At 38.7% G+C, this 22,768-nt stretch carries 19 protein-coding genes and 3 tRNA genes; 6 read left to right on the forward strand and 16 right to left on the reverse strand.

The features are described 5' to 3' along the window. Window positions 1-172: 172 nt before the first annotated feature. Together ACF8D3_RS14890 and ACF8D3_RS14895 are read right to left on the reverse strand one after the other, a co-directional pair. Window positions 173-928 carry a metallophosphoesterase gene (locus ACF8D3_RS14890; RefSeq protein ID WP_061393614.1) on the reverse strand — a complete coding sequence of 252 codons (756 nt, stop codon included), beginning with the start codon at window positions 926-928 and terminating at the stop codon, window positions 173-175. Then, window positions 909-1,847: a diacylglycerol kinase family protein gene (locus ACF8D3_RS14895; protein ID WP_007481736.1), complete on the reverse strand. Its 939-nt coding sequence runs from the start codon at window positions 1,845-1,847 to the stop codon at window positions 909-911. Before ACF8D3_RS14895 ends, ACF8D3_RS14890 begins: the two co-directional genes overlap by 20 nt. 395 nt (window positions 1,848-2,242) lie before the next feature. Between ACF8D3_RS14895 and ACF8D3_RS14900 the strand changes: the two genes are divergently transcribed. Next, window positions 2,243-4,072 carry a phosphoenolpyruvate carboxykinase (GTP) gene (locus tag ACF8D3_RS14900; RefSeq protein ID WP_392472167.1) on the forward strand — a complete coding sequence of 610 codons (1,830 nt, stop codon included), beginning with the start codon at window positions 2,243-2,245 and terminating at the stop codon, window positions 4,070-4,072. A gap of 199 nt (window positions 4,073-4,271) precedes the next feature. Next, window positions 4,272-6,464: a TonB-dependent siderophore receptor gene (locus ACF8D3_RS14905; RefSeq protein WP_392472168.1), complete on the forward strand. Its 2,193-nt coding sequence runs from the start codon at window positions 4,272-4,274 to the stop codon at window positions 6,462-6,464. A gap of 41 nt (window positions 6,465-6,505) precedes the next feature. Here the strand turns inward: ACF8D3_RS14905 and glpD are convergent, their stop codons facing one another. From glpD to glpK, 3 genes are all read right to left on the reverse strand, one after another. Then, the gene (gene glpD / locus ACF8D3_RS14910; RefSeq protein WP_392472170.1) at window positions 6,506-8,026 is read right to left on the reverse strand and encodes a glycerol-3-phosphate dehydrogenase; all 1,521 of its coding nucleotides are present in this window, start codon (window positions 8,024-8,026) and stop codon (window positions 6,506-6,508) included. A 260-nt stretch (window positions 8,027-8,286) separates the two neighbouring features. Continuing rightward, window positions 8,287-9,045, reverse strand: a complete 759-nt coding sequence (locus ACF8D3_RS14915; RefSeq protein WP_004878346.1) for a DeoR/GlpR family DNA-binding transcription regulator — start codon at window positions 9,043-9,045, stop codon at window positions 8,287-8,289. Window positions 9,046-9,095: 50 nt separating this feature from the next. After that, window positions 9,096-10,610, reverse strand: coding sequence for a glycerol kinase GlpK (glpK, locus tag ACF8D3_RS14920; protein ID WP_007481743.1), 1,515 nt, complete (start codon window positions 10,608-10,610; stop codon window positions 9,096-9,098). A 261-nt stretch (window positions 10,611-10,871) separates the two neighbouring features. Between glpK and ACF8D3_RS14925 the strand changes: the two genes are divergently transcribed. After that, window positions 10,872-11,294, forward strand: a complete 423-nt coding sequence (locus ACF8D3_RS14925; RefSeq protein WP_023012997.1) for a hypothetical protein — start codon at window positions 10,872-10,874, stop codon at window positions 11,292-11,294. 61 nt (window positions 11,295-11,355) lie between these two features. Here ACF8D3_RS14925 and ACF8D3_RS14930 read toward each other — a convergent pair whose 3' ends face one another. The 3 genes from ACF8D3_RS14930 to folD form a co-directional block, all read right to left on the reverse strand. Next, the gene (locus ACF8D3_RS14930) at window positions 11,356-11,640 is read right to left on the reverse strand and encodes a GNAT family N-acetyltransferase (protein ID WP_007481745.1); all 285 of its coding nucleotides are present in this window, start codon (window positions 11,638-11,640) and stop codon (window positions 11,356-11,358) included. Window positions 11,641-11,770: 130 nt separating this feature from the next. After that, window positions 11,771-12,439: a methyltransferase gene (locus ACF8D3_RS14935; RefSeq protein ID WP_007481747.1), complete on the reverse strand. Its 669-nt coding sequence runs from the start codon at window positions 12,437-12,439 to the stop codon at window positions 11,771-11,773. A 49-nt stretch (window positions 12,440-12,488) separates the two neighbouring features. Beyond that, entirely contained in the window at window positions 12,489-13,337 is an 849-nt protein-coding gene (folD, locus tag ACF8D3_RS14940) for a bifunctional methylenetetrahydrofolate dehydrogenase/methenyltetrahydrofolate cyclohydrolase FolD (protein ID WP_004878340.1), read from the reverse strand. Window positions 13,338-13,489: 152 nt separating this feature from the next. Here folD and ACF8D3_RS14945 point away from each other — a divergent pair. Beyond that, a tRNA-Cys gene (locus ACF8D3_RS14945) sits at window positions 13,490-13,563 on the forward strand. A gap of 8 nt (window positions 13,564-13,571) precedes the next feature. Continuing rightward, a tRNA-Leu gene (locus ACF8D3_RS14950) sits at window positions 13,572-13,657 on the forward strand. Between the two features lie 118 nt (window positions 13,658-13,775). On the opposite strand, the gene ACF8D3_RS14955 is transcribed toward ACF8D3_RS14950, so the two are convergent. Further along, on the reverse strand, window positions 13,776-15,536 hold the full coding sequence (locus tag ACF8D3_RS14955) for an alkaline phosphatase D family protein (RefSeq protein WP_392472173.1): 1,761 nt from the start codon (window positions 15,534-15,536) through the stop codon (window positions 13,776-13,778). 207 nt (window positions 15,537-15,743) lie between these two features. Here ACF8D3_RS14955 and ACF8D3_RS14960 point away from each other — a divergent pair. Next, window positions 15,744-15,829 (forward strand) — tRNA-Leu (locus tag ACF8D3_RS14960). Between the two features lie 134 nt (window positions 15,830-15,963). Here the strand turns inward: ACF8D3_RS14960 and pgaD are convergent. The 7 genes from pgaD to ACF8D3_RS14995 all read right to left on the reverse strand — a co-directional run bounded on the left by pgaD (window position 15,964) and on the right by ACF8D3_RS14995 (window position 22,684). After that, window positions 15,964-16,380, reverse strand: coding sequence for a poly-beta-1,6-N-acetyl-D-glucosamine biosynthesis protein PgaD (gene pgaD / locus ACF8D3_RS14965; RefSeq protein WP_023012994.1), 417 nt, complete (start codon window positions 16,378-16,380; stop codon window positions 15,964-15,966). A gap of 32 nt (window positions 16,381-16,412) precedes the next feature. Continuing rightward, window positions 16,413-17,669 carry a poly-beta-1,6-N-acetyl-D-glucosamine synthase gene (pgaC, locus tag ACF8D3_RS14970; RefSeq protein WP_392472176.1) on the reverse strand — a complete coding sequence of 419 codons (1,257 nt, stop codon included), beginning with the start codon at window positions 17,667-17,669 and terminating at the stop codon, window positions 16,413-16,415. 13 nt (window positions 17,670-17,682) lie between these two features. Beyond that, window positions 17,683-19,680 (reverse strand): poly-beta-1,6-N-acetyl-D-glucosamine N-deacetylase PgaB, encoded by a 1,998-nt coding sequence (gene pgaB, locus ACF8D3_RS14975; protein ID WP_392472178.1) that lies wholly within the window; start codon window positions 19,678-19,680, stop codon window positions 17,683-17,685. 228 nt (window positions 19,681-19,908) lie between these two features. Further along, window positions 19,909-20,304, reverse strand: coding sequence for a hypothetical protein (locus ACF8D3_RS14980; protein WP_004878335.1), 396 nt, complete (start codon window positions 20,302-20,304; stop codon window positions 19,909-19,911). Between the two features lie 387 nt (window positions 20,305-20,691). Further along, window positions 20,692-21,033 (reverse strand): FKBP-type peptidyl-prolyl cis-trans isomerase, encoded by a 342-nt coding sequence (locus ACF8D3_RS14985; protein WP_004878334.1) that lies wholly within the window; start codon window positions 21,031-21,033, stop codon window positions 20,692-20,694. Window positions 21,034-21,059: 26 nt separating this feature from the next. Then, window positions 21,060-21,590: a YaeQ family protein gene (locus tag ACF8D3_RS14990; protein WP_004878333.1), complete on the reverse strand. Its 531-nt coding sequence runs from the start codon at window positions 21,588-21,590 to the stop codon at window positions 21,060-21,062. An 89-nt stretch (window positions 21,591-21,679) separates the two neighbouring features. Beyond that, window positions 21,680-22,684, reverse strand: coding sequence for a GTP-binding protein (locus ACF8D3_RS14995; protein WP_061393622.1), 1,005 nt, complete (start codon window positions 22,682-22,684; stop codon window positions 21,680-21,682). Between the last annotated feature and the right edge of the window lie 84 nt (window positions 22,685-22,768).

Consider the following 22,768-nt stretch of genomic DNA (forward strand, 5'->3'; position numbering starts at 1 on the left):
ACTTAGTCTTTTTTGATAAATTGTTATGACAAGTCAAAAACGCCATAACAAATTTTGATATGCCACTTTTTTGGGGATGAAAAAAAAGGCTTCAAGGGGAAAAGTGAAAAAAAATCTATTTTTTGATGCTTTTTCAAACACTGATTTCAATCACATTGCATTTATCTGGAAATCAGTGCTTTTCGAAGCTGTTTTTATCCTCATTAAACCAATAATGTTCAATCACACCATTATCCAATATCACGTTAAAACTATTAGAAAATCCAAAACGTAATCGATTTGATGTTGCCGTCCCAGCATGGATATCAAAAATAGGATATTCAAAACCCAATTGAAAAATTTGATTTAAATCGTGGACAGCAACTTTATGCAAGTGCCCATGCAATAAACCAAAAAGGTGAGTCTTACCCCACTGCTCTAAAGCCATTTTCCCAAGCACTGGACAATCTTTATCGCCATGATCGTTTGGAAATGTATAAAACGGTTGATGAAATACCACTAGTTTTAATTTATGGGCAGGAGCATGTTTGAGTTTTTCATAAGTTTCATGAATTTGCTCTAAAGAAATATGTCCTCGCGTATGGTAACGACGACGAATGCTGTTCATTCCCACAATATAAAAATGCTCTGTTTCCATAGTCGTTTCTAAACGACCAAAAAAAGCTTGATAACGAACAAATGGTGAAAAAAAACGATTCCAGACATGATAAAGCGGAATGTCATGATTACCAGGCACAACTAAGTACGGAATCGACAACGAGTCTAAAAACTGTCGACATGCATAAAACTGATTAAATCGAGCGCGTTGTGTTAAATCACCACTCACTACAATCGCTTCTGGACGATATTGTTTACAAAACTTTCGTATTGCATCCAGACAAACATCTCGCTCAGTTCCAAAATGCAAATCAGAGAGGTGTAATAACATTTGGAACCATAACTTTTAAAGATGATTTTTGAACTGAGAAATTTAGTGGTGTCTCCAACTCCATAAGTTCTCCATCAATCGCAACCGTAACTTTATCTTTTTTGCAGCCAACTGTAATATTTTCTGCACAAAAAGTATAAACATCAGGCGTTTGCTCTATTTTCCCTTGAATTAATTTTAATAACATTTTCAATAAACTAAACCGATCACTTTTGGCTACAACTACACCAGCTAGTTTTCCATTGGCCGCGCATTCAGCAATTCTTAATTTCATATCACACAATTGCAATTGATTATTTCCAAAGAAAATCAAGGGAGTCGCGACTGGATATTTCTGCCCATCAACATTAATAGACAGTTTCAAAGACTTATGTTCACGCAATAACACATCAAGTCCTGAAGTGTATGCATTTAAGGGAAAACGCCCGAAGTGCTGATTATATAGTTCTCGTTTTTTGATAAATAAAGGATAAAGCCCAAGGCTAGCATTATTTAGATAAATCTGATCATTAATTGTAGCAACATGAACTTCACGAAATTTACCCGTTGCAATCACGTCTGCTGCCGCAAAGACATCAATTGGAATATCTAAAACACGGGCAACATAATTAAAAGTTCCTAATGGAATAACCCCCATCGGAATATTGGTATGCATTAATCTTTTCGCAACTGCATTTAATGTTCCATCTCCACCAGCAGCCACCACAACACCACGTAAATCAGCCTGTTGATGACGTGAAAGCACAGATTTCATCATCTCGTCAAAATCAACCTTTTGATTTAGTTCAAAAACCTGTATTTCAAAACCATGCTGCGTCCAAAACGTCATTAAGCGTTCATAGACTTCATCTTGTTGCGCAGCATGAAATCCAGATTTTTGATTGTAGATAATCGATAAGGGGCGCAAATTTTGATTCACTCAGTTCACCCTTTGAAATTGTGCCTCCATATTTTTGTGCATAAAATCAACAAATAAAAGCCCGTTTATGTAAATTTTGGATGATGATTATTCAATTTATCAATAATAATTCTCAAAAAAATAAAATCAAATAAACAGTTGTTTTTAAATAAAATTTTTAATAAAAATAACATGCATAAAAAAAACATATAAGCCTAAAAAAAACTGACAAAAAACTTAAAAACAATAACTTAAGAAAAAATATACAGCTTTTCATTAACCTGCCATATGATCCAATAGTCTTATTTTTTTTATGATTTTGTGCTTTAATACAGCCACTTTTTTTACTTCATCTATTTTCATTGTAAACCAATGAATAGAATTGTACGTCGTACACACTTTAAAAAGGCATGACCATGACCCAAGTGAACGCACCAGAATTCGTTCGTCACCCTAAGCTTATTGCATGGGTGGAAGAAATTGCAAAATTAACCAAACCAGCAAAAATCGAATGGTGTGACGGAAGCGAAGAAGAATATCAACGTCTGATCGACTTGATGATCGCTAACGGCACCATGCAACAACTTAACCAAGAAAAACATCCTGGTTCTTATCTTGCAAATTCTGACCCTTCTGACGTTGCTCGTGTTGAAGACCGCACTTACATCTGCTCTGAAAAACAAGACGACGCTGGTGCAACAAATAACTGGGTTGCTCCTGCAGAAATGCGTACAAAATTAAATGGTTTATTTGATGGTGCAATGGAAGGTCGTACAATGTACGTGGTTCCATTCTCTATGGGTCCTTTAGGTAGCCACATTGCACACATCGGTATTGAATTAACTGATTCTCCTTACGTTGCTGTTAGCATGACTAAAATGGCTCGTATGGGTAAAGCGGTTTATGACGTGCTAGGCACAGATGGCGAATTCATCCCATGTGTACACACAGTTGCTGCTCCACTTAAAGATGGTCAGAAAGATGTTGCTTGGCCTTGCAACAACGAAAAATACATCGTTCATTACCCAGAAACCCGTGAAATCTGGTCTTACGGTTCTGGTTACGGCGGTAATGCTTTACTTGGTAAAAAATGCTTAGCACTTCGTATTGCATCAGCAATGGGTCGTGAACAAGGTTGGTTAGCTGAGCACATGCTTATTTTAGGCGTGACAAATCCACAAGGCGAAAAACACTACATCGCAGCAGCATTCCCTTCTGCATGTGGTAAAACAAACTTCGCAATGTTAATTCCACCAGCAGGCTATGAAGGCTGGAAGATTGAAACTGTAGGTGACGATATTGCTTGGATCAAACCAGGTGAAGATGGTCGTCTATATGCGATCAACCCAGAAGCTGGTTTCTTCGGTGTAGCACCTGGTACAAATACCAAGACTAACCCAAACTGTATGGCGACACTTCATAAAGATGTAATTTATACAAACGTAGCTGTTACAGACAATGGCGAAATTTGGTGGGAAGGTCTGTCTAAAGAAGTTCCAGCTAACTTAACCAACTGGAAAGGTCAACCACACGTTGATGGTGAAAAAGCTGCACATCCAAATGCACGCTTCACTGTTGCAGCAGGTCAATGCCCATCTATCGATGCTGACTGGGAAAATCCAGCTGGTGTACCAATTTCTGCGTTCATCTTTGGTGGTCGTCGCGCAGACACTGTACCTTTAGTATCTGAAGCTTTTGATTGGGTTGATGGCGTTTATAAAGCTGCAACAATGGGTTCAGAAACTACTGCTGCTGCTGTTGGTCAACAAGGTATCGTTCGTCGTGACCCATTTGCAATGCTTCCATTTGCGGGTTACAACATGGCTGATTACTTTGGCCATTGGTTACAACTTGGTCAAGAAGTTGGTGCTAAAGCTGAAGCTGCTGGTAATAAATTACCAAAAATCTTCAATGTAAACTGGTTCCGTCGCGATGCTGAAGGCAACTTCGTATGGCCTGGTTTTGGTCAAAACATGCGTGTTCTTGAGTGGATTATTGATCGTTGTGAAGGTCGTGCAGAAGCGACAGAAACTCCAATCGGTTTAGTTCCTACATATGAACAGTTGAATTGGGCTGGTATCGACTTCTCTAAAGAACAGTTTGATACAGTAACTTCTCAAGACAAAGATCAATGGATCAAAGAGATTGAAAGCCACACTGAGCTGTTCACTAAACTTGGTGCTCGCTTACCTCAAGCACTTAAAGATCGTCAAAATGAATTATTAAATGCAGTAAAATCTGCTTAATTCATTTTTCCTCTTGCACAAAGAGGGATTAAGAAAAATTAAAAGGTCGCTACGGCGGCCTTTTTTTATGGCTTTTCGAAATTATCAATTAATCCCCTAATTAACCACAACTATTCCCATTAAGCTTTAGAGGAAATAAATTGCAAAATTAACAAATATTAACAATAATGATAATAATAGTATTTCTCATTTATTTTATATGGTTGTCGGTATGAGTTCTTCCCCTCTGTTCAAACGTAGTCGATTGTTTTTAGCTATCTCAACGTTAATTAGTATTAGTTCATATAGTTATGCACTCGATGATGAGACACAACAACTCCCAACGATTAAAGTTCAAGCCACTCAAAATGACGACAGCAGTGAAAAAACTAAAGCTTACAACATTAAAAATAGTTCAAGTGCAACTAAACTCAATATTGAAGCCAAAGAAATTCCACAAACGGTCAATGTGGTAACACGTCAACAGATTGATGATTTCGGACTGACTAGCTCAAGAGATATTTTAAACAACACCCCAGGCGTAACCGTTAATTCACTTGAAACCGAACGCTCAGTGTATATGGCACGAGGATTTGAAATCTCCAACATTCTCGTTGATGACATAGGCTTCCCTTCAAGTGTATGGAATTATAATGACACCAATCCAGATAGCTTCTTTTATGATCGTATTGAAGTGATCAAAGGAGCAGATGCACTGACCAATGCTTTCGGTGATCCAAGTGCGACTATTAACTATATTCGTAAGCGTCCAACCAAAGAGTTTCAAGCGAATGCTGGATTGAGCTATGGTTCATGGGATACGCAACGCTATGAAGCCGATGTATCAGGTAGCTTAACACCTAATGGTAATATTCGAGGTCGCCTCAGTGCTTTTGAACAAACTGGCGACTCACATTTAGATCGCTACTCTTCTGAGAAAAATGGTATTGCAGGCGTATTGGAAGCCGATCTTACAGATACTACGCTATTGACCGTTGCGGCCAGCCAAGAAAAAAATAAGCCCAATGCCAATAACTGGGGTGCTTTACCTCTGATGGATTCTTCAGGCAAACAAATTAGTTATGATCGCTCATACAACCCAAACCCAGACTGGGCTTATTGGGACAATACATCTCGAAATGCATTCATCGAGTTAAAGCAAAAGTTCTTCGAAACTTGGTCTGCTAACCTAAGTTACAACTACAATGAAAAAGAACGCCAAAGCCAGCTACTTTACTACTATGGCTATCCAAATGCGGATGGTTCAAATGTAGATCTTACAGCTTGGGGTGGAAAAGAACATAACAAGTTACAAACTGCTGATTTTAACTTACAAGGCAAGTTCGATCTTTTAGGGCGTGAGCATGAAGCAATTTTAGGCTATACATTCTCTCAAAGTGAACAAAATGATAAGCAAAAATCTGGGACTATCCTCGATAGTAATATTGGAACATGTACCAGAGGTATAGTACCAAATACCTATGAAGCACAATGTACAACAGGCTGGGCAAGCTGGACACCAAACAATGTTTCATGGAGTGCTTTTTCAGATGCAGCAGATTACACGCAACGCAATCAATCTGTTTATGCAGCAACACGCTTACATTTAACGGAAGATCTCAAACTCACATTAGGTGCGAACTATGTTCAAGCCAAAAGTGAAGGGACAAGTTATAGTGCGCCAATGAATTATGATGAAAGCAAAGTTTCACCATATGCTGGTATTACCTATAACTTCACGCCTGAGTATACAGGCTATATGAGTTATACCTCTATTTTCCGTCCACAAACCTCAATTGATGAGACAACTGGTAAAGTAGCGGATCCAATTGAAAGCAAAAGCTATGAAATTGGAGTAAAGAGTGCATGGTTAGACAACAAACTTACAGGTACACTTGCTATCTTTAGAACTGAAGAAAATAATTACCCACTTAGACCAACTGATAGCCATCCGCTTAATCGTACCTCTGCAATCAGTGACTTACGTTCACAAGGTGTAGAATTTGGTTTAGCAGGACAATTAACTGATCAAGTCAATGTATCTTTGGGTTACACTCAATTTAGTCTCCAAGACTTAAAAAATGGTGGTGCAGCCCGAACCTACAATCCGACCCAAAGTTTCAACTTACTAACAACCTACTCCCCTACCCAATTACCGAAATTAAAAGTTGGTGCTGGCGTAAAATGGCAGAGCAAAATTACACGCTTTGATCCGACTTACTCGACTTATCTTAAACAAAGCGATTATGCCTTGCTGAATTTAATGGCGAGCTATGAAGTTAGTCCAAACTTTACCATTCAAGCTAATGCAGATAATGTCACCGATAAAAAATACCTCAATAGCTTCACTGATGGGCAGGCATTTTACGGAGAACCAGCCAACTATACGGTAGCTCTTAAATTTAAATACTAATAAAAAAAGCCCTCTTAGATAAGAGGGCTTTTTTTAAATGCTTAAGCAGCCACTGTGGTATTTGGTTTATTTGCTAGATAAGCTTCTAAACTTTCAACTTCGCTCGGTGCAAAATTCAAACCCAACTTAGAACGTCTCCACAAGACATCCTGACTGTTCGCCACCCACTCAAAACGGCATAAATAATCTACTTCACGAGCATACAAACCTTGTCCAAAGTGCTGTCCAAGTTGCTCAACTGAACTTGCCTCGCCCAGAATATCCCAGATACGTGAACCATAAGCTGAAGCCCAACGTTTAGCAAGCGCTTCTGATGCATCAGTGACCTGAGCACGAATTTCAAGAATTAACTGCTCTACTGACTCCATATTTTCGCCACCAGGTAAAGCTTCTGTTGCAGTCCAACTTCCTTTCATTTCAGGGAAAAATGCTTTTAACTGCTGCATAGCCGACTCAGCCAGCTTACGATAAGTCGTCAACTTACCGCCAAATACTGAAAGCAACGGCGCTTGATCTTCTGACTCTTTTGATAAAGCCAAAGTATAATCACGAGTGATCGCAGATGGATTATCCGACTCATCATCACACAATGGGCGTACACCAGCAAAAGTCGAAACAATATCCGCTTGAGTCAATTGTGTTTTGAAATGCTCATTACTGACCTTAATCAAATAATCTGTTTCTTCCTGCGTAATTTTTACTTGTGCTGGATCACCTTGATACTCACGATCTGTAGTTCCAATCATCGTGTATTGGTCTAAATATGGAATTGCGAATACGATACGACGATCATCATTCTGCATGATAAATGCTTTATCACCTTCATATAGCTTCGGCACAATGATATGACTACCTTGAATTAGACGGATACCATAAGGTGATTTCAGCTGTAAATCTTGTTTAATGAATTGTGCAACCCAAGGTCCAGCAGCATTCACTAATGCCTTGGCCTTAATCTGGAATTGACCTTTTTCATTTTCTAAATCAATAATCCAGTATTGACCTTCACGTTGAGCAGACAAACAACGTGTACGTGTTACAACATCTGCACCTTTTTCACGCGCATGCATTGCATTTAACACAACAAGTCTAGAGTCATCGACAGCACAGTCTGAATACTCAAAACCACGGGTAATAGCTGCTTTTAACGGACTATCTTCTTTAAAATAAACGTTATTTGAACCTAATAGCTTTTCACGCTTACCTAAATGATCGTAAAAGAACAAACCAGTACGAATCAGCCATGCAGGACGTAAATGAGGACGATGCGGCATGATAAAACGCATTGGTCGAATAATATGAGGTGCTTTTGCCAATAACACTTCTCGTTCAGCCAATGCCTCACGCACTAAACGAAATTCTTTATGCTCAAGGTAACGTAAACCACCATGAATGAGCTTACTGCTTGCAGATGATGTATGGCTTGCTAAGTCATCTTTTTCGCATAAGAACACAGATAAACCACGCCCAGAAGCATCCGCAGCAATACCAACACCATTGATACCACCACCAATAACCGCAAGGTCATAAACTTTGTCATTTGACTGAGGAGAAGTTTGCATAAATCACCGCAAATTTTCATTATTGTTCAATATTGAAAATTAAAGCATATCAAATGAAAATAAACAATTAAAATTAGCCAAAAAAATGCCAATTAATAGACATTTTTAGATGAATGGTAAAAAATGAAAATGATTTAATGAAATTATGAAAATTAACTGTAGGACTGATTGATAAAGCGTTATGTTGTATTAATCTATAAAAAAATTGAGCCAAACTTTCGCTGGCCCAATAAAAGTAACAATTTTTCGAAAATGAATATTTATTTGGCGATAATTAACCCGATTCCTAAATCTCGGATGATTTTAGTATATTGTTCGTTAGGTTGCTGATCAGTAAAAATACAATCCACTTGCTTAAGCGAACCTAAACGAATCATGGCATTACGACCAAATTTGGTACTGTCCGCAGCAAGAAAAACTTGTCTCGCACTTGAAACGATTTCCTGAGATACACAGACTTCCTGAAAATCAAAATCGAGTAAAGTCCCATCTTCATCAATACCACTAATTCCAACCAAAGCATAATCCGCTTTAAATTGTTTGAAGAAATCAGCTGTTGCCTGTCCAATTACACCACCATCAGGACGAACACGACCGCTAGCAATCAAGACTTCAAAGTCTTCTTTGGTGCTTAGAATTTTCGCAACATTTAAGTTATTGGTGATGATTTTTAACCCCGTATGATTCAGCAATGCATGAGCAATGGCTTCTGTCGTGGTCCCAATATTAATAAACAGAGAAGCATGGTCTGGTACTGCCGCGGCAACAGCTGCTGCAATGATCCTTTTTTCCTCAAGCATATGACCTACGCGCATTGTATATTCAGTATTTTCAACACTTGAATCATGCGCCGCACCACCATGATAACGACGTAACAAGCCTTCATCCGCCAATTGATTAATATCACGACGGATAGTTTGAGGCGTAACATCGAAATACTGAGCAAGTTCTTCAATACTTATATAGCCACGTTCTCTCACTAACTCGAGGGTTTTTTGTTGGCGTAGTATCAAGCTCATGCTCATTCGTCCTATGTTATTTTACGTCATAAAATTTGGGCTATTTTAACTTAATCCTCTGCCCAATCTCGAGTACGTCCAACAGCTTTTAACCAACCCTTATAGAGTTTTTCAGTTTCAGCTTGTGAACACTCAGGAGTGAAAGTATTTTCGATGGTCATTCTACTCTTTAATTCATTGAGATCCGACCAGAAACCGACAGCCAAACCAGCAAGGAAAGCAGCACCCATGCCTGTTGTTTCTTTCATTGCAGGACGTTCAACAGATGTTCCCATGATATCCGCTTGGAATTGCATCAAGAAATTATTCGCTGTTACACCACCATCCACACGCAAGGTACGTAACTTTTCACCCGAATCTTGCTGCATCGCATCCAAAACATCACGCGTTTGGTAAGCAATCGACTCTAATGTCGCACGGATAATATGTTCGATACTGACCCCACGAGTAATACCTAAAATTGCACCGCGCGCTGTTGGATCCCAATAAGGTGCACCTAGACCTGTAAATGCAGGTACAACATAGACGCCATTGCTATCTTTGACTTTGGTTGCATAGTATTCAGAATCATGCGAATCATTGATCGCTTTCAGTTCATCACGCAACCACTGCACGCATGAACCACCATTAAATACTGCACCTTCTAGCGCATAATTCACTTCACCACGTGGGCCACATGCAATCGTTGTTAATAGACCATGCTCTGATTGAACAATACGTTTTCCAGTATTCATCAATAGGAAGCAGCCAGTCCCATAGGTATTTTTCGCCTGTCCAACTTCAACACACATTTGACCAAATAATGCAGCTTGTTGATCACCAGCAATACCAGCGATAGGAATACCAACTTCTTGACCGCTAATGGTATGTGTATAACCGTAGACTTCTGAAGAGCTTCGAACTTCAGGCAGCATTGCTTTTGGAATATTTAAGGCTTCAAGCAACTTATCATCCCACTCAAGCGTTTCAATGTTAAACAACATCGTGCGTGAAGCATTGGTATAGTCAGTTACATGAACTTGGCCATTGGTCAATTTCCAAAGCAACCAAGTATCGATCGTACCAAATAAAAGCTCGCCACGTTCTGCACGTTCACGGCTGCCTTCAACGCGATCAAGAATCCACTTAATTTTAGTCGCTGAGAAATACGGATCAAGAACCAAACCCGTTACTTTATGAACGTAATCTTGCCAGCCCTCTTGACGAAGTTGATTACAAATCTCATTGCTTTGGCGGCTTTGCCATACAATTGCATTGTAAATAGGTTTACCTGTCTTTTTATCCCAGATGACGGTAGTTTCACGTTGGTTGGTAATACCAATCGCTGCAATTTGGTCACTTGAAATACTCGCTTGCGCTAAGGCTTCAACCCATACTGCGCTTTGAGTTGCCCAGATTTCCATAGGATCGTGCTCAACCCAACCCGGTTGTGGGTAAATTTGCGTGAATTCACGCTGAGCAATACTGATGACATTTGCATCGTGATCCAATACGATCGCACGTGAACTCGTTGTACCTTGATCAAATGCAACCACATATTTTTTTTGACTATCTGTAGAGATCATGACATACCTATCCAGACTTGCTTTCGTCTAGTGCAATAAATTAAACGCCCGTTAAAAAACGGGCTCCAATACTGCAAAAAAGCAATGACTTCTGTATTAAATAAAAAACTTGGCAGATTATATGCAAAATTGTTCGAAAACGAAAATTCTTTTCTATAACTTTGAACCTAAATTCGATGAATAGCCTTTGTTTTAAAGAATCCTCACAATTCAAAATCTATTTTATGCGATACTTGAACCAGAAATAACAGGACCATTGATATGAAAAAAACGAATTTATTTTTTATTATGAGCGGAACCCTTTTGATCGCGGCATGTCAAAGCAGCCCACACCAATACAACGGCGTGACCGGTTATCAAATTGAAAGTAAAACAGCAACTTCTGCAACGCTTGCATATACATTGGCTGGTCGTAGCAATCGTGATATTGATGAGAAAAAGCTCCAACATGCCTGCAAACAAGTGCTGGGTGTAGAGAAAAATTACAAACTTTCAGTGCTGAGTGTGAATGAAATTGTGAATCCAACACAAGAAGAGCAATACGGCGTAAAAATTGGAAACAGTCGCGCAACTTTTGGTCTATCGAACTCTCCAGATTTAAACAATAGCGAAGGTTATGCAACACGTCAGGCACTTGAAACCCGCCCTTCAACGCTAAAAGTCGTTCGTTATACTTGCTCTTAATAAAATAAATTCAATAATAAAGGATGTGTGAGCCGTTCTTGACTCACACATCACATCATTTTTATATTTTTAAAACATCGTGAATTGAAGCGTCTTTATCAAAAACAGATTTCGCAAATGGACATAAAGGAATAACTTTTACTTGGCGCTCCCTTACAAAAGCAATCAATTCATCTAAAAGTTGTCGCCCCACGCCTTGACCTCGAAAGCGCTCGTTTACATCTGTATGATCAATGATCAGCATTGAATCACCCGCCCATGTATAAGCCATTTCCCCTGCGACTAAATCACCTTGAATCAGTTTAAATACACCATGCTTCCCATCATCTACTTGCTCAAAACTCATAAATCACCTTTATTCGCTAAATGCGTCATCAAATCAAATTTGATTTCACATTGATGTTTTAGCATGAGGTTGAACGAGCTTGTGTTGAGTTTTGATATCGTAGTTGAAAAATGATTCAGGCAGTAAATTACTATTTCGTGCGATAAAAACTCACATTGCGAAACTCTTTTGCCTCATCTAAATCTGGCCAAGTCGTCGCACTCCGCTCATCTATTTTTAAATATTGAGGATGACTAAAATTTTTAACTCGACTATCTGCAACCCAAACTTCTGGCGCGAATTTTAAAAACTCGTCTAAAAAGAAACGATTACATTGATCATAAAGCACATCAGCAGCAAGCAGTACATCGACTTGTTCTGACTTGTACAAATCATCAAGGTATTCAAGTTCAACATTATTCAATAATGCATTTTCGCGACATGATTCCAAACTAATTTGATCAATATCACAGCAAATTACGCGCTTTGCTCCTGCCATTTTTGCAGCAATCGCAACCACACCTGAGCCAGCCCCAAAATCAAGCACAACTTTATCTTTCACATGATGTGGTTCAGCAAGTAACCATTGCGCCATCGCCAGCCCTGATGCCCAACAAAAGATCCAATACGGTGTTTCATTCCAAATACGGCGGATGACTTCATCATCCAAACGATCTGTGGGAAATACTGGAGGAATTAACCACAATGAAATCGGTGTTTCAGGTAACTGCTGTGCCAATAAATCAGTGTTTGGAATAACTTCATGCAAAGCTTTAAGCAATTGCTCAGGTGCTTTCGCAAATTGAAAAGTACAACTCATATTTCTTTCATTCTTGAAAAAAGCCCCTCTATTCAGAGGGGCTAAAATATTAACCTAAAGCTTTTTCTGCGGCTTCTACCGTTTGACGAATCAAAGTGGTAATTGTCATCGGGCCAACACCGCCAGGTACAGGCGTATATGCAGAAGCAATTTCTTCAATACCTACCAGTTGAATATCACCAACACCACCGCCATCACGAGGATGGAATCCAGCATCAACAACAACTGCACCTTGTTTAATCCAATCTTTTTGGATCAATTCTGCTTTACCTACAGCACCCACGATAATATCGGCTTGTTTAACAAACTCAGCAAGGTTCTGTGTACGTGAATGGCAAATCGTTACCGTTGCGTTCGCTTCCAATAACATAGCAGCCATTGGTTTACCTAAAATAGCTGAACGACCAACAACAACAGCATGTTTACCCGCGATTTCGATATTGTTTTCTTTTAAAATCGTCATGATACCTGCTGGCGTAGCAGAACCATAGGCTGCCTCCCCCATTGCCATGCGACCATAACCAAGGCAAGTTACACCATCTACATCTTTTTCTAAAGAAATCGCATCGAAACACGCTCTTTCATCAATTTGTTCAGGTACTGGATGTTGAAGCAAAATGCCATGAACATCTGGATTGGCATTTAATTTTTCAATTTCAGCAAGTAATTGTTCAGTTGTGGTTTCTTTTGGAAGTTCTACTTTCAAAGAATCCATGCCCACACGACGGCAAGCATTCCCTTTCATACGCACATAAGTTGCAGATGCACCATCATCACCAACTAAGATTGTTGCTAAAATTGGGGTACGACCCGATTTTGCTTTTAATGCTTCTACACGTACCAACAAATCCGTTTCAATTTGTTTTGCCAATGCACGACCGTCTAAAACCAATGCCACAGCGCATCTCCAAAGTGGGTATGAATCAATTGTGTAAATAATACATGATAATTTCGCCAATATTCTTTTAGATGTTGTTTTTATGTGCATATTCGCTATAAACACTATTGTTTTTTTTCTAAAGATTGCTAATATGTGCATCACCAAGAGATGGCGGGGTGGCAGAGTGGTCATGCAGCGGACTGCAACTCCGTGTACGCCGGTTCGATTCCGACCTCCGCCTCCATTGGTAAAGCCCGAGTGGTGAAATCGGTAGACACAGGGGATTTAAAATCCCCCGCCCACAAAGCGTGCCAGTTCGAGTCTGGCCTCGGGCACCATCTTTCAACTAGTGTTTGATGGTGCAAATAAAAATCCAGCGTAAGCTGGTTTTTTTATGTCTAAAATTTAAAGAAATAAAAAGCCAAGTATTGAAACTTGGCTTTTTGCATTACATAACTAAGCCACTTGCTGTGCTGTATTCACTGGCATAAGATTCGCATCTAGACTAAGTTGATGCTGTCTGCTTTCATCAACAATATAAGTTGCTTGCTTAATAGAATCTACAAAATTCCATTGAGATTGTACTTGTGCATTATCAAATTGTACGACCAAGTAACCTCTTTGATTTAAATTACAATAATTTAGTTCATCAATTAATGTTTTAAATGCAAATTCAAACTGCTGCAATTGCGCCAAAGGAATATTGAGGTATTTTTCAAGTCCCGGTGAAGACACCGAACTCGTTGCCAACTCGACACCAACATATGCCCCATCTTTACTATATAAATTTGAAGACCAAGCATTGTGCGTATCTCCTGCCAAAACAACAATTTTCTTTTTCAACTGCGCTAATGTACCGTAGAAAATTTCACGTTCAGTGAAATAGCCATCCCAAGCATCTAAATTATAAGGTGCAGTGGTAAGGACTCGTGCTTTTTCTTGTTCTGTAAGTGTTGGATCATTATTTTGCAAACGAACTTTTAGTGTTACCAGCTCAGTGATTTGCGTATTCATTTTTGTAAGCGTGTCAGCACTTGGATTACCAGATGTAATTTCAGCCAAAGAAAGTAACAACTCAGCTGGAATAAACATTTTCGCCATTAAAATCTGCTGACCTAGCACATTCCATGTTGCAGTTGACTGTTGTAATTTTCCAAGCAACCAATCACGTTGTTCGAACCCCATTAAAGTACGTGCTGGATTGGTAAGGTCTGCTTGGAATTTAGTAATATCTAAGCCTGTAGCTGTTAAATAATTTGCATAATCCAACTGTTCATCGCGTGCAATAATACGTGTATCTAGCATAGTGAGTTGAACAAGATTACCGAAATCGAATTGGCGATAGATTTTTACATGCTGGTCATCAACAGGACGAATTGGCATCCACTCAAAATAGGCTTGTAGAGCCGCCAGTTTACGATCCAAGAAAGAACCTTCATTTTCTTGATGATTCTCCGCCCCATCTTTCCACGTATCATTCGCTAACTCATGGTCATCCCAAATCACAATAAATGGATGACGATGATGAGCAGCTTGTAAGTCTTTATCTTTACGATACAGTGCATAACGTTTGCGGTAGTCATCTAATTTAATAATTTCTTTATTGTTATCCGCTGGCAAAGTACGACCAAGTTTTTCGGCATCTTCAGTTGCATAACCATCAGCGCCATATTCATAAATGTAGTCACCCAAATGAATAACCACATCTACATTTTGCTTTGCCATTTCACGATAAACGTAAAAATAACCCGCAGGATAATTGGAACATGAACAAACAGCAAAACTCACTTTAGTTGTTGTTGTTGGCAAAGTTTTGGTCTGTCCTACTGGAGAAATCTTATCTCCAAAAATAAAACGGTAAAAATAACTTTGATCAGGAATGAGGCCTGTTGCATCCACCTTTACGGTAAAATCTTGTGATGCGGATGTTGTCACTTTATCTGTTTTAATGATTTGTTTAAATTCTTGATCTTTTGCGATTTGCCATGTCACTTGCAAACGTGCGCTCGCCTCATTCGGGGTTAAACGAGTCCATAAAATTACGCGATCTTGCAGTGGATCACCACTTGCTACTCCATGTTCAAAATTCACCTGTAATGTCGATGATTCCTTGTCAGAACTATCATTACATCCTGTAATCCCAACCGATAAAGATAATGCCCCAAAACCAAATAAGCTGTTTTGAATGAGTGCCCGTCTCGAAATTTTTGCTGTCATTTGATAGCTACCTTCGTTTTATAACTATAAATGATTGAAATTACGCTGCTTAGATGAACTTTTGATCTCAGTTTGATGAAAGAATCATGAAAACACCCTCATATCGCTCACTTTTCATCAGATAAATGCATGAATTGATTGAAAAGAAAGCAAATAACAAGTTTAACTCTTGCCAAGTTTTAAAGTGTCCTCTATTATTGCGCACATGCCCGAGTGGTGAAATCGGTAGACACAGGGGATTTAAAATCCCCCGCCCACAAAGCGTGCCAGTTCGAGTCTGGCCTCGGGCACCATCTTTCAACTAATGTTTGATGGTGCAAATAAAAATCCAGCGTAAGCTGGTTTTTTTATGCCTAAAATTTAAGAGAATAAAAAACACCTTAATTCAAAATAAACTAAGGTGCTGTATATTTATCAATAGACTACATCATTCAATACCAATAATTTTACCATTCGCATCATGATGAATGACTGTTATCTTCTGTTGGCGACCACTCTGAATCTGTTGCTCTGGCATTTCGAAATAACGTGCGTAATCGACCAGTCCTTTTTGAACAACATGCGTTTTATGCACACGCTTGGCTGGTAAAAAACCCCACAACAGCAATGCTACTGCACATGCAAATAAAGCCGTTGCACCATGCTCAACACCATTACTGAAAGCCGCCATGAGACGTTGCGCCAAATGCGTTTTCTGAAATTCGACCAGCAACCAAATTAAAATAAATGGGCGCCATAATAATAACCACCCACCCCACATCATTGCAGTCGTCGTGGTAGAAGCATAACGCTTATGCCAAGGAAGCTGACGACGTAAATCAATAATCAAACTATTTGCTTTCATTGCTCTTTACTCAGCAAAATAAGTCTTTCGACTCAACGAATTCCACGATCTGGGCTAATCCAACGCGCTCGCTTCTCTTCACCACGTACTAACACCTTAGGAAAGGCGACAATCGTTGCCGTTATCGTAATTAACCAAAATACAAAGGGATACCAGATCATCCAATAGTAGTTTTTCCCCAAGTTCGGTTCATAACGACTATCCATCCATTTGCTTAAGGCAAACTGAATTAAACAGGTCGCCCCTAACCAAATGCCGCTACCATATGGTAAAAAAGGTGAACTCACAACCGCTAATGCAGGTATTGCCAAGACAAAATGCAGCAGCCAAATTACAGCTATAATAAGCATCAAATATGACCAAATGAGTGTCAAACAAAGTTCAAACATCAAAGGCCATAAAAAATTTAATTTAGGAATAAAAAATACATCAATGTTTTTAACGAGGACTTGTGCTCCCCCCATTGCCCAGCGTAGACGCTGTTTCCATAAGCCATTTAAGGTTTCTGGCATGAGTATCCAAACTAATGCATTCGGTTCAAATCGCACGTCCCAACCTGCACGCTGTAATTTCCATGTGATATCAATATCTTCCGTCAACATATTTGGAGACCAATAATCGACTTGATGCACTGCACTTTTACGAAATGCTGTTATCACACCTGATACGGTAAATAAACGCCCAAAAGTTCGTTGTGCACGCTTGATCATACCGACAATCGAAGAAAACTCTCCAACCTGAATCCGTCCTAATAAAGTTGATCGGGTACGTATACGTGGATTACCAGTGACTGCAGCAACCGTTGGATCTTCTAAGAAATGACGGATCATCCATTTGGCAGCATGCGGATCCAATAAAGCATCACCATCAATCCCAATTAGAAACTCAGCATCCGTCATCAAACTACCCGCCTGTAAGCCCATCGCCTTGCCTTGGTTTTGTGCTAAATGAACAACTCGTAGTTTTTCATATCGTGCTGCAAGCCGATCTAGTACCTCACCAGTATTGTCAGAACTACCGTCATTGATCGCAATGACCTCGAAGTTAGGATAGTCCAATTGCAAAGCATGACTGATGGTTTCTTCTGCATTGTCGCCTTCATTAAAGCAAGGAACTAATACGGCAACTTTTGGATACTCAGCCAAGGCCGCAGTTTGCTGATATGGTGGTTCCTGACGCTCCTTCCAATAAAAAATAATTGCCCCCATCATCCATAGATAAGACATGAATAATGGGTAATAAAATACGAACTTGATGGCATGCGCCCACAATGATGCAATAATAGTCATTAAGTTGACTCCATTAAGGCACAAGCTGTGGTGATTTTAATGCGAAAGCCTTATGCATAATCTCTACATCAGGATGTCCTTTAATTGGATCATCTGGATAATAAGCAACATGCATAGCTCCTTGCTGATAAAGGGACTTGATGGTTTCAGCCATTTCTTCAGAAGGAACTTTTTGATCGTTACGCCAATTAATGGCTTGTAACTCCATCACCGTTTTCTTAATCCCATTAGGATATTTTTTGACGCGATTTAAAATATCGGTATAGAACTGATTTGGATTTTTTGACTGCTCCATATAAGGCATTGCCATAATCGCAGTAAAATCATAACGATTTAATGACTGTTCCAACGATTGTGCATACCAGTTTTCTGCATAAGGATTAAGTGCAACTTGTGCATAGAGATTACGAGCAGTCAATAAATAAGGTTGATATAGACGAACCTCAGCGGCTAACTGCATTGCAAAATCATCTAAGTAATTTGTTTTGTAGGCAGTCCACTTTTGTAATTCTGCATCATTACTTCGTATTTCTGCTAAATCAGTTGGTAACCCCTGCTTTGCGTAGGCAGCCAAAGCATCAGAGCTTGCATCTTCATAATCTGACAAGGTCACATCATCATGAAACAACAGACCATCAAACGGCGTTGATTTAGCTAAATCTTGGTAAATCTCTTTGATCGTTTGACGCGCGTCAGGAGAGAATGGACTAAGACGGATATATCCCATATTTAAATGTTCGCCAGTTTTGGCTTGTTGGGTCTCCACTAAATCCTTTGAGACAGGATCTGTTTTCGGTAATTCCCAAGCCAATAATGGCATCCACGCATATAAACGTTGCACTGGTGTACGGGTCTGAATTTGCCATGCAACACGATTGAACAAATCAGCACGCATTGGAATATGACGATTTGGAAAATACACCATATCCGCAGAACCATTGGCATCAGGATCAGAAAAAGCTTGTAGATAAACAGTATTTACACCCATCGCGTTAATTCGATCGAGCAAATTTCCTAGATTACGTTCTTGTTGTTGAGGATCTGGATCATAGATGTAATCCAAATCGACATGCATAATCTTCTGCGGACGATTATTGTCATTTAAATTGAGTTCACGGTTTTTAATTTCTTGTGCCAATGCACTCGTCGACATATTTCCTTGTACAAGAATACGGCTCATATTCTGCAACGATTGTTTTGCATGATCCGCACCATCATCCAGCGTAATCGTAATCGGCATTCCCAACTGTTTGGCAGTTTGTACCAGTTGCATATTATAGCGACCATATGGCCAAACCATGACACGCGGAGAACGAAGTCCATGTGATTTCAATAAATCATTATTCTTTTTTAAATCTTGGAATATACGAGACTGATAGTGCTCGTCACTTTCATAGGTTTTACTAGCAGAATCATAAATACGTGTAATCGCGGCAGGTTCTAAATTACCTTGCGGATTTCCAACAATTCCTTGATGTAGATGATAACTATGGCTAGCGATTTCAACTAGTCCACTATTTTGCATCTCTTTAAGTTCTTTCCAACTTAAAATTTTATCTCGTGAAATTGCTTCACCACCAAAGTCAACTTTCTGACTTTCTTTAGGCTCCAACCAAGAACCAACAACAGCAAGAACAACAGGAACTTTTTTTGCGCGGATAATAGGATATGCATTTTGATAAAATGATTGATAACCATCATCTACGGTCAGTAAAACAGGTTTACTCGGTAAACTATATTTACCTTCATGCGCCTTTATAAGTTGATCAACATTGATAAAGTGATAGCCATTATTTTTTAACCAATCAAGATGTTCACTAAACTGTTGGGATGTGACCGCATAACTTGTAATCAAAGCATCTTTTCGATCAGTAATTTCATGGTATCCAATAATAGTTAATGCTGTCGCATCAATTTTAGGTGTTGCTGCTAAGAGAGTTGTATTTGCAGCAACACCGACGACTAGACCTATAATCAATTTATAGGTCGACGATACGATACCTGTTGGCATAGGGATATTTTCTCAAAATTAGAAAATGATTGACTGCAAAACATGCCTTTGAATTTTACATTTTATTGGCAGGTAAAATTTATAGTACGTTAGCTGTCATTTAGGAAGGTATTTATAATTTTGAAAGCTGAAAACAATCTTAAAATTTAATGTGAAATTTTATATATTGATATGATTTTTTATTATAAAAAATACCCCCAATATTCAAAATATTAGGGGTATTTTAAATTAGTATTCAATGAGCTGAAAATTGGGGTCTTCTGCGCGATCTTGTAGATAACAACGCTCTTTACGATAGAAATAACGATACAAACGATTTACCCAATCTCCTCGACGAAAAGTTTGGATACGTTTGTTTACTCCATCATATTCAAGTAGCAAAACATTACCATCTTCTGGTGAAAGCAATGTAATTTTATAACTATACTCAGCGTGCGGATGCGAAGGACTTAATTCTTTTATAATTTCTACTTTGTTATCACCATCCATCCAATAGTGCTTATCTGTCAGAGCTTTTGAGTTGACCCAGAACCCTGTTTCTGCACCATCATAAGTATCGATCATAAAAAAATTATTTAGCTCTTTCAAAAGCTCTGACGCGGTAATATCCAAATAATCATTCATATCTACCTCTACTCACACAATTTTTATCATTTGCTTTGATAAAGCATCATATTTTTGTAATTTACCTTATGAGATCAATAGATTAACCCCTCTATCAACCATCACTTTAAAGCAATTTTTTCCAAAAGGTAAATTTAAATCACATTTTTCAAGAAAAGTTTGATTCAGAAAACATTGCTCTTTTACTCAAAGATATACAGAACTGTCTATAGAATCAACAATTTTGTGCAGAATGTTGCAAATTTTTAAAATAAAAAAATCTTTATAATTCAAAATAATAGAATTTTTTAGAAAAAATAGTTTGTATATTTTTTGTACCCGACTAAAACACTCGTAATTAAACCGAAAAAACAGGCTTTTTCACGAGTGTTTGATCTTAAATTTTTATTATTGATCTCGGGTTTTTACATCAAATAATTCAATTTCAAAAATTAGATTTGAATTGGCGGGAATAATTTTACCCATCTTCCGTTCACCATAAGCCAAATGCGCTGGAACGATGAGTTTACGTTTTCCACCTACACGCATTCCCATGATGCCTTGATCCCAGCCTTTAATAACCCGCCCTGTTCCAATTACAGTTTCAAAATAATTGCCGCGATCAAGTGAGGAATCAAACTTTGTGCCATCCTCTAACCATCCTGTATAGTGAGTCGTAATCAAAGCACCTTTAACAGCTTCTTTTCCTTCACCGACTTTTAAATCAATAATTTCTAGTTCTGCACTCATTTCTCTCTCCAACTAACCTTAATGTGTTACTGTAACTTTTGCCACTGTATATCAACTTGGCCTTTATCACTAAGCAGCGTCCACTCACCATCCATAATATTGAGTTGGAGTTGCATCGTTCGCTCACATAATTGTTCAAGTGCTTCTGTTGTTTCAGGTGTAAGCTGCCAAACTTCAACATTACTTAACGTCTTGATCTTGGTATTTTTCTGCCACCAATCATTTGCCTGTGATCCATAGGTGACAATAGCGACTTGCTTACAACGTGCACTGGCTTTTTTAACTTTATCTTCAGATGGACACCCTACCTCAATCCATTTCTCAAGCAAGCCCGTTAAATCTTTTTGCCAAAGTGCTGGTTCATCAGTCTCGAATAAGTCCTTAGTGAATTCTAGACCTTCATCAGCATAACGTGCATAAGCAAGAATACGCACCATCAAACGCTCAATTGTTTCAGATGGATGCAAAGCAAGTGTTAACTGGTAATCTGCGTAGATATGATCATCCATATTGGCGATGTTAATATCTGCTTTATATATCGTTGCTTTTAATGCCATTACAACTTTCCAAATCAGGGGAACATAAAATTTGGCGCTAAGCATACTCTATTTTTAGCAGAAGAATGAGATGATTCGATCTGGTTGTTTTATTCCGCTTCATTTAAACGACAAGCCAATAATTCCGTTTCAAACAACAACCAATCTTGATTTGATTGGCAAATAATCTCTACTCGATTATCTATGCTCTCTTCTACAGATTTATAATTGAACTGCTGCGGATTGAAGTTAAAACTTTTCCAACCTTGATCTGTATTAAAAATCCCTTTGATACGCACCCAATCTTGCTGCGCACAAAGCAAATCTAATAAATCATAAAACTTGAATTGCCAACGTTTGGGTAATTTCCAACCTGCCACCGTATAACCCTGTGACGTTTCAACATAATGGTATGGAAGTTGTTTTATGGCAGGTACATCTTCACTATTTGCCTGCATACTTTGTTGTTTTAATAAAGGTTGTATTTTCCGCTGTAAAGGTTGCTGAATCATATCGAGCTGCTGAATATTTACAATACCATGATCAGCCTCAATCCAATGCCGCACATAGGCTTTATATTCTTGTTTCAACTCTAAATAGGCTTCTCTATCCTCATCACTCATACAATCTATATGAGAAATCACGACAATTTGTGCTGCTTTGAGCTGGTCGGTATATAAATTTTGTTCAACCCACGCTTGATCATGTAAACGACTACCGTCAACAACGATGACTAAAGCACGCATATCCAATGTCTTTTGCCAATGCAGCTCAGTTAACTGTTCTAATAATTGCGCTGGATGCCCCAATCCCGTTGGCTCTATAAATAAGCGATCAGGTTTACTTTCACTTAATAACCGAGATAGTGCAATTTGCATTGGAAGTTGACTACTGCAACAAAGACAACCACCTAAGAGTTCTTTGACTGCATAGCCTGGCTGTTGAGAAATTAACTGTTGATCTACCCCTATTTGACCAAACTCATTCATTAATACCGCCCAAACTTCATTTTCTGGCTTTTGACTTAATAAATGTTGGAGCAGCGTTGTTTTTCCTGCACCAAGAAAACCAGAAATAATATGTGTAGGCACAGCACGAGAAGCAATCAGTTTCACATAGTTCTCAAAATGAATTTTTCAAATATTTTATAGATAAAGTTTATAAAAATGCAGCTAATTTAACTTTCCAGCATGATAAAA

This window comes from Acinetobacter sp. YQ_14, assembly GCF_043102985.1.
Lineage (GTDB): Bacteria > Pseudomonadota > Gammaproteobacteria > Pseudomonadales > Moraxellaceae > Acinetobacter > Acinetobacter venetianus.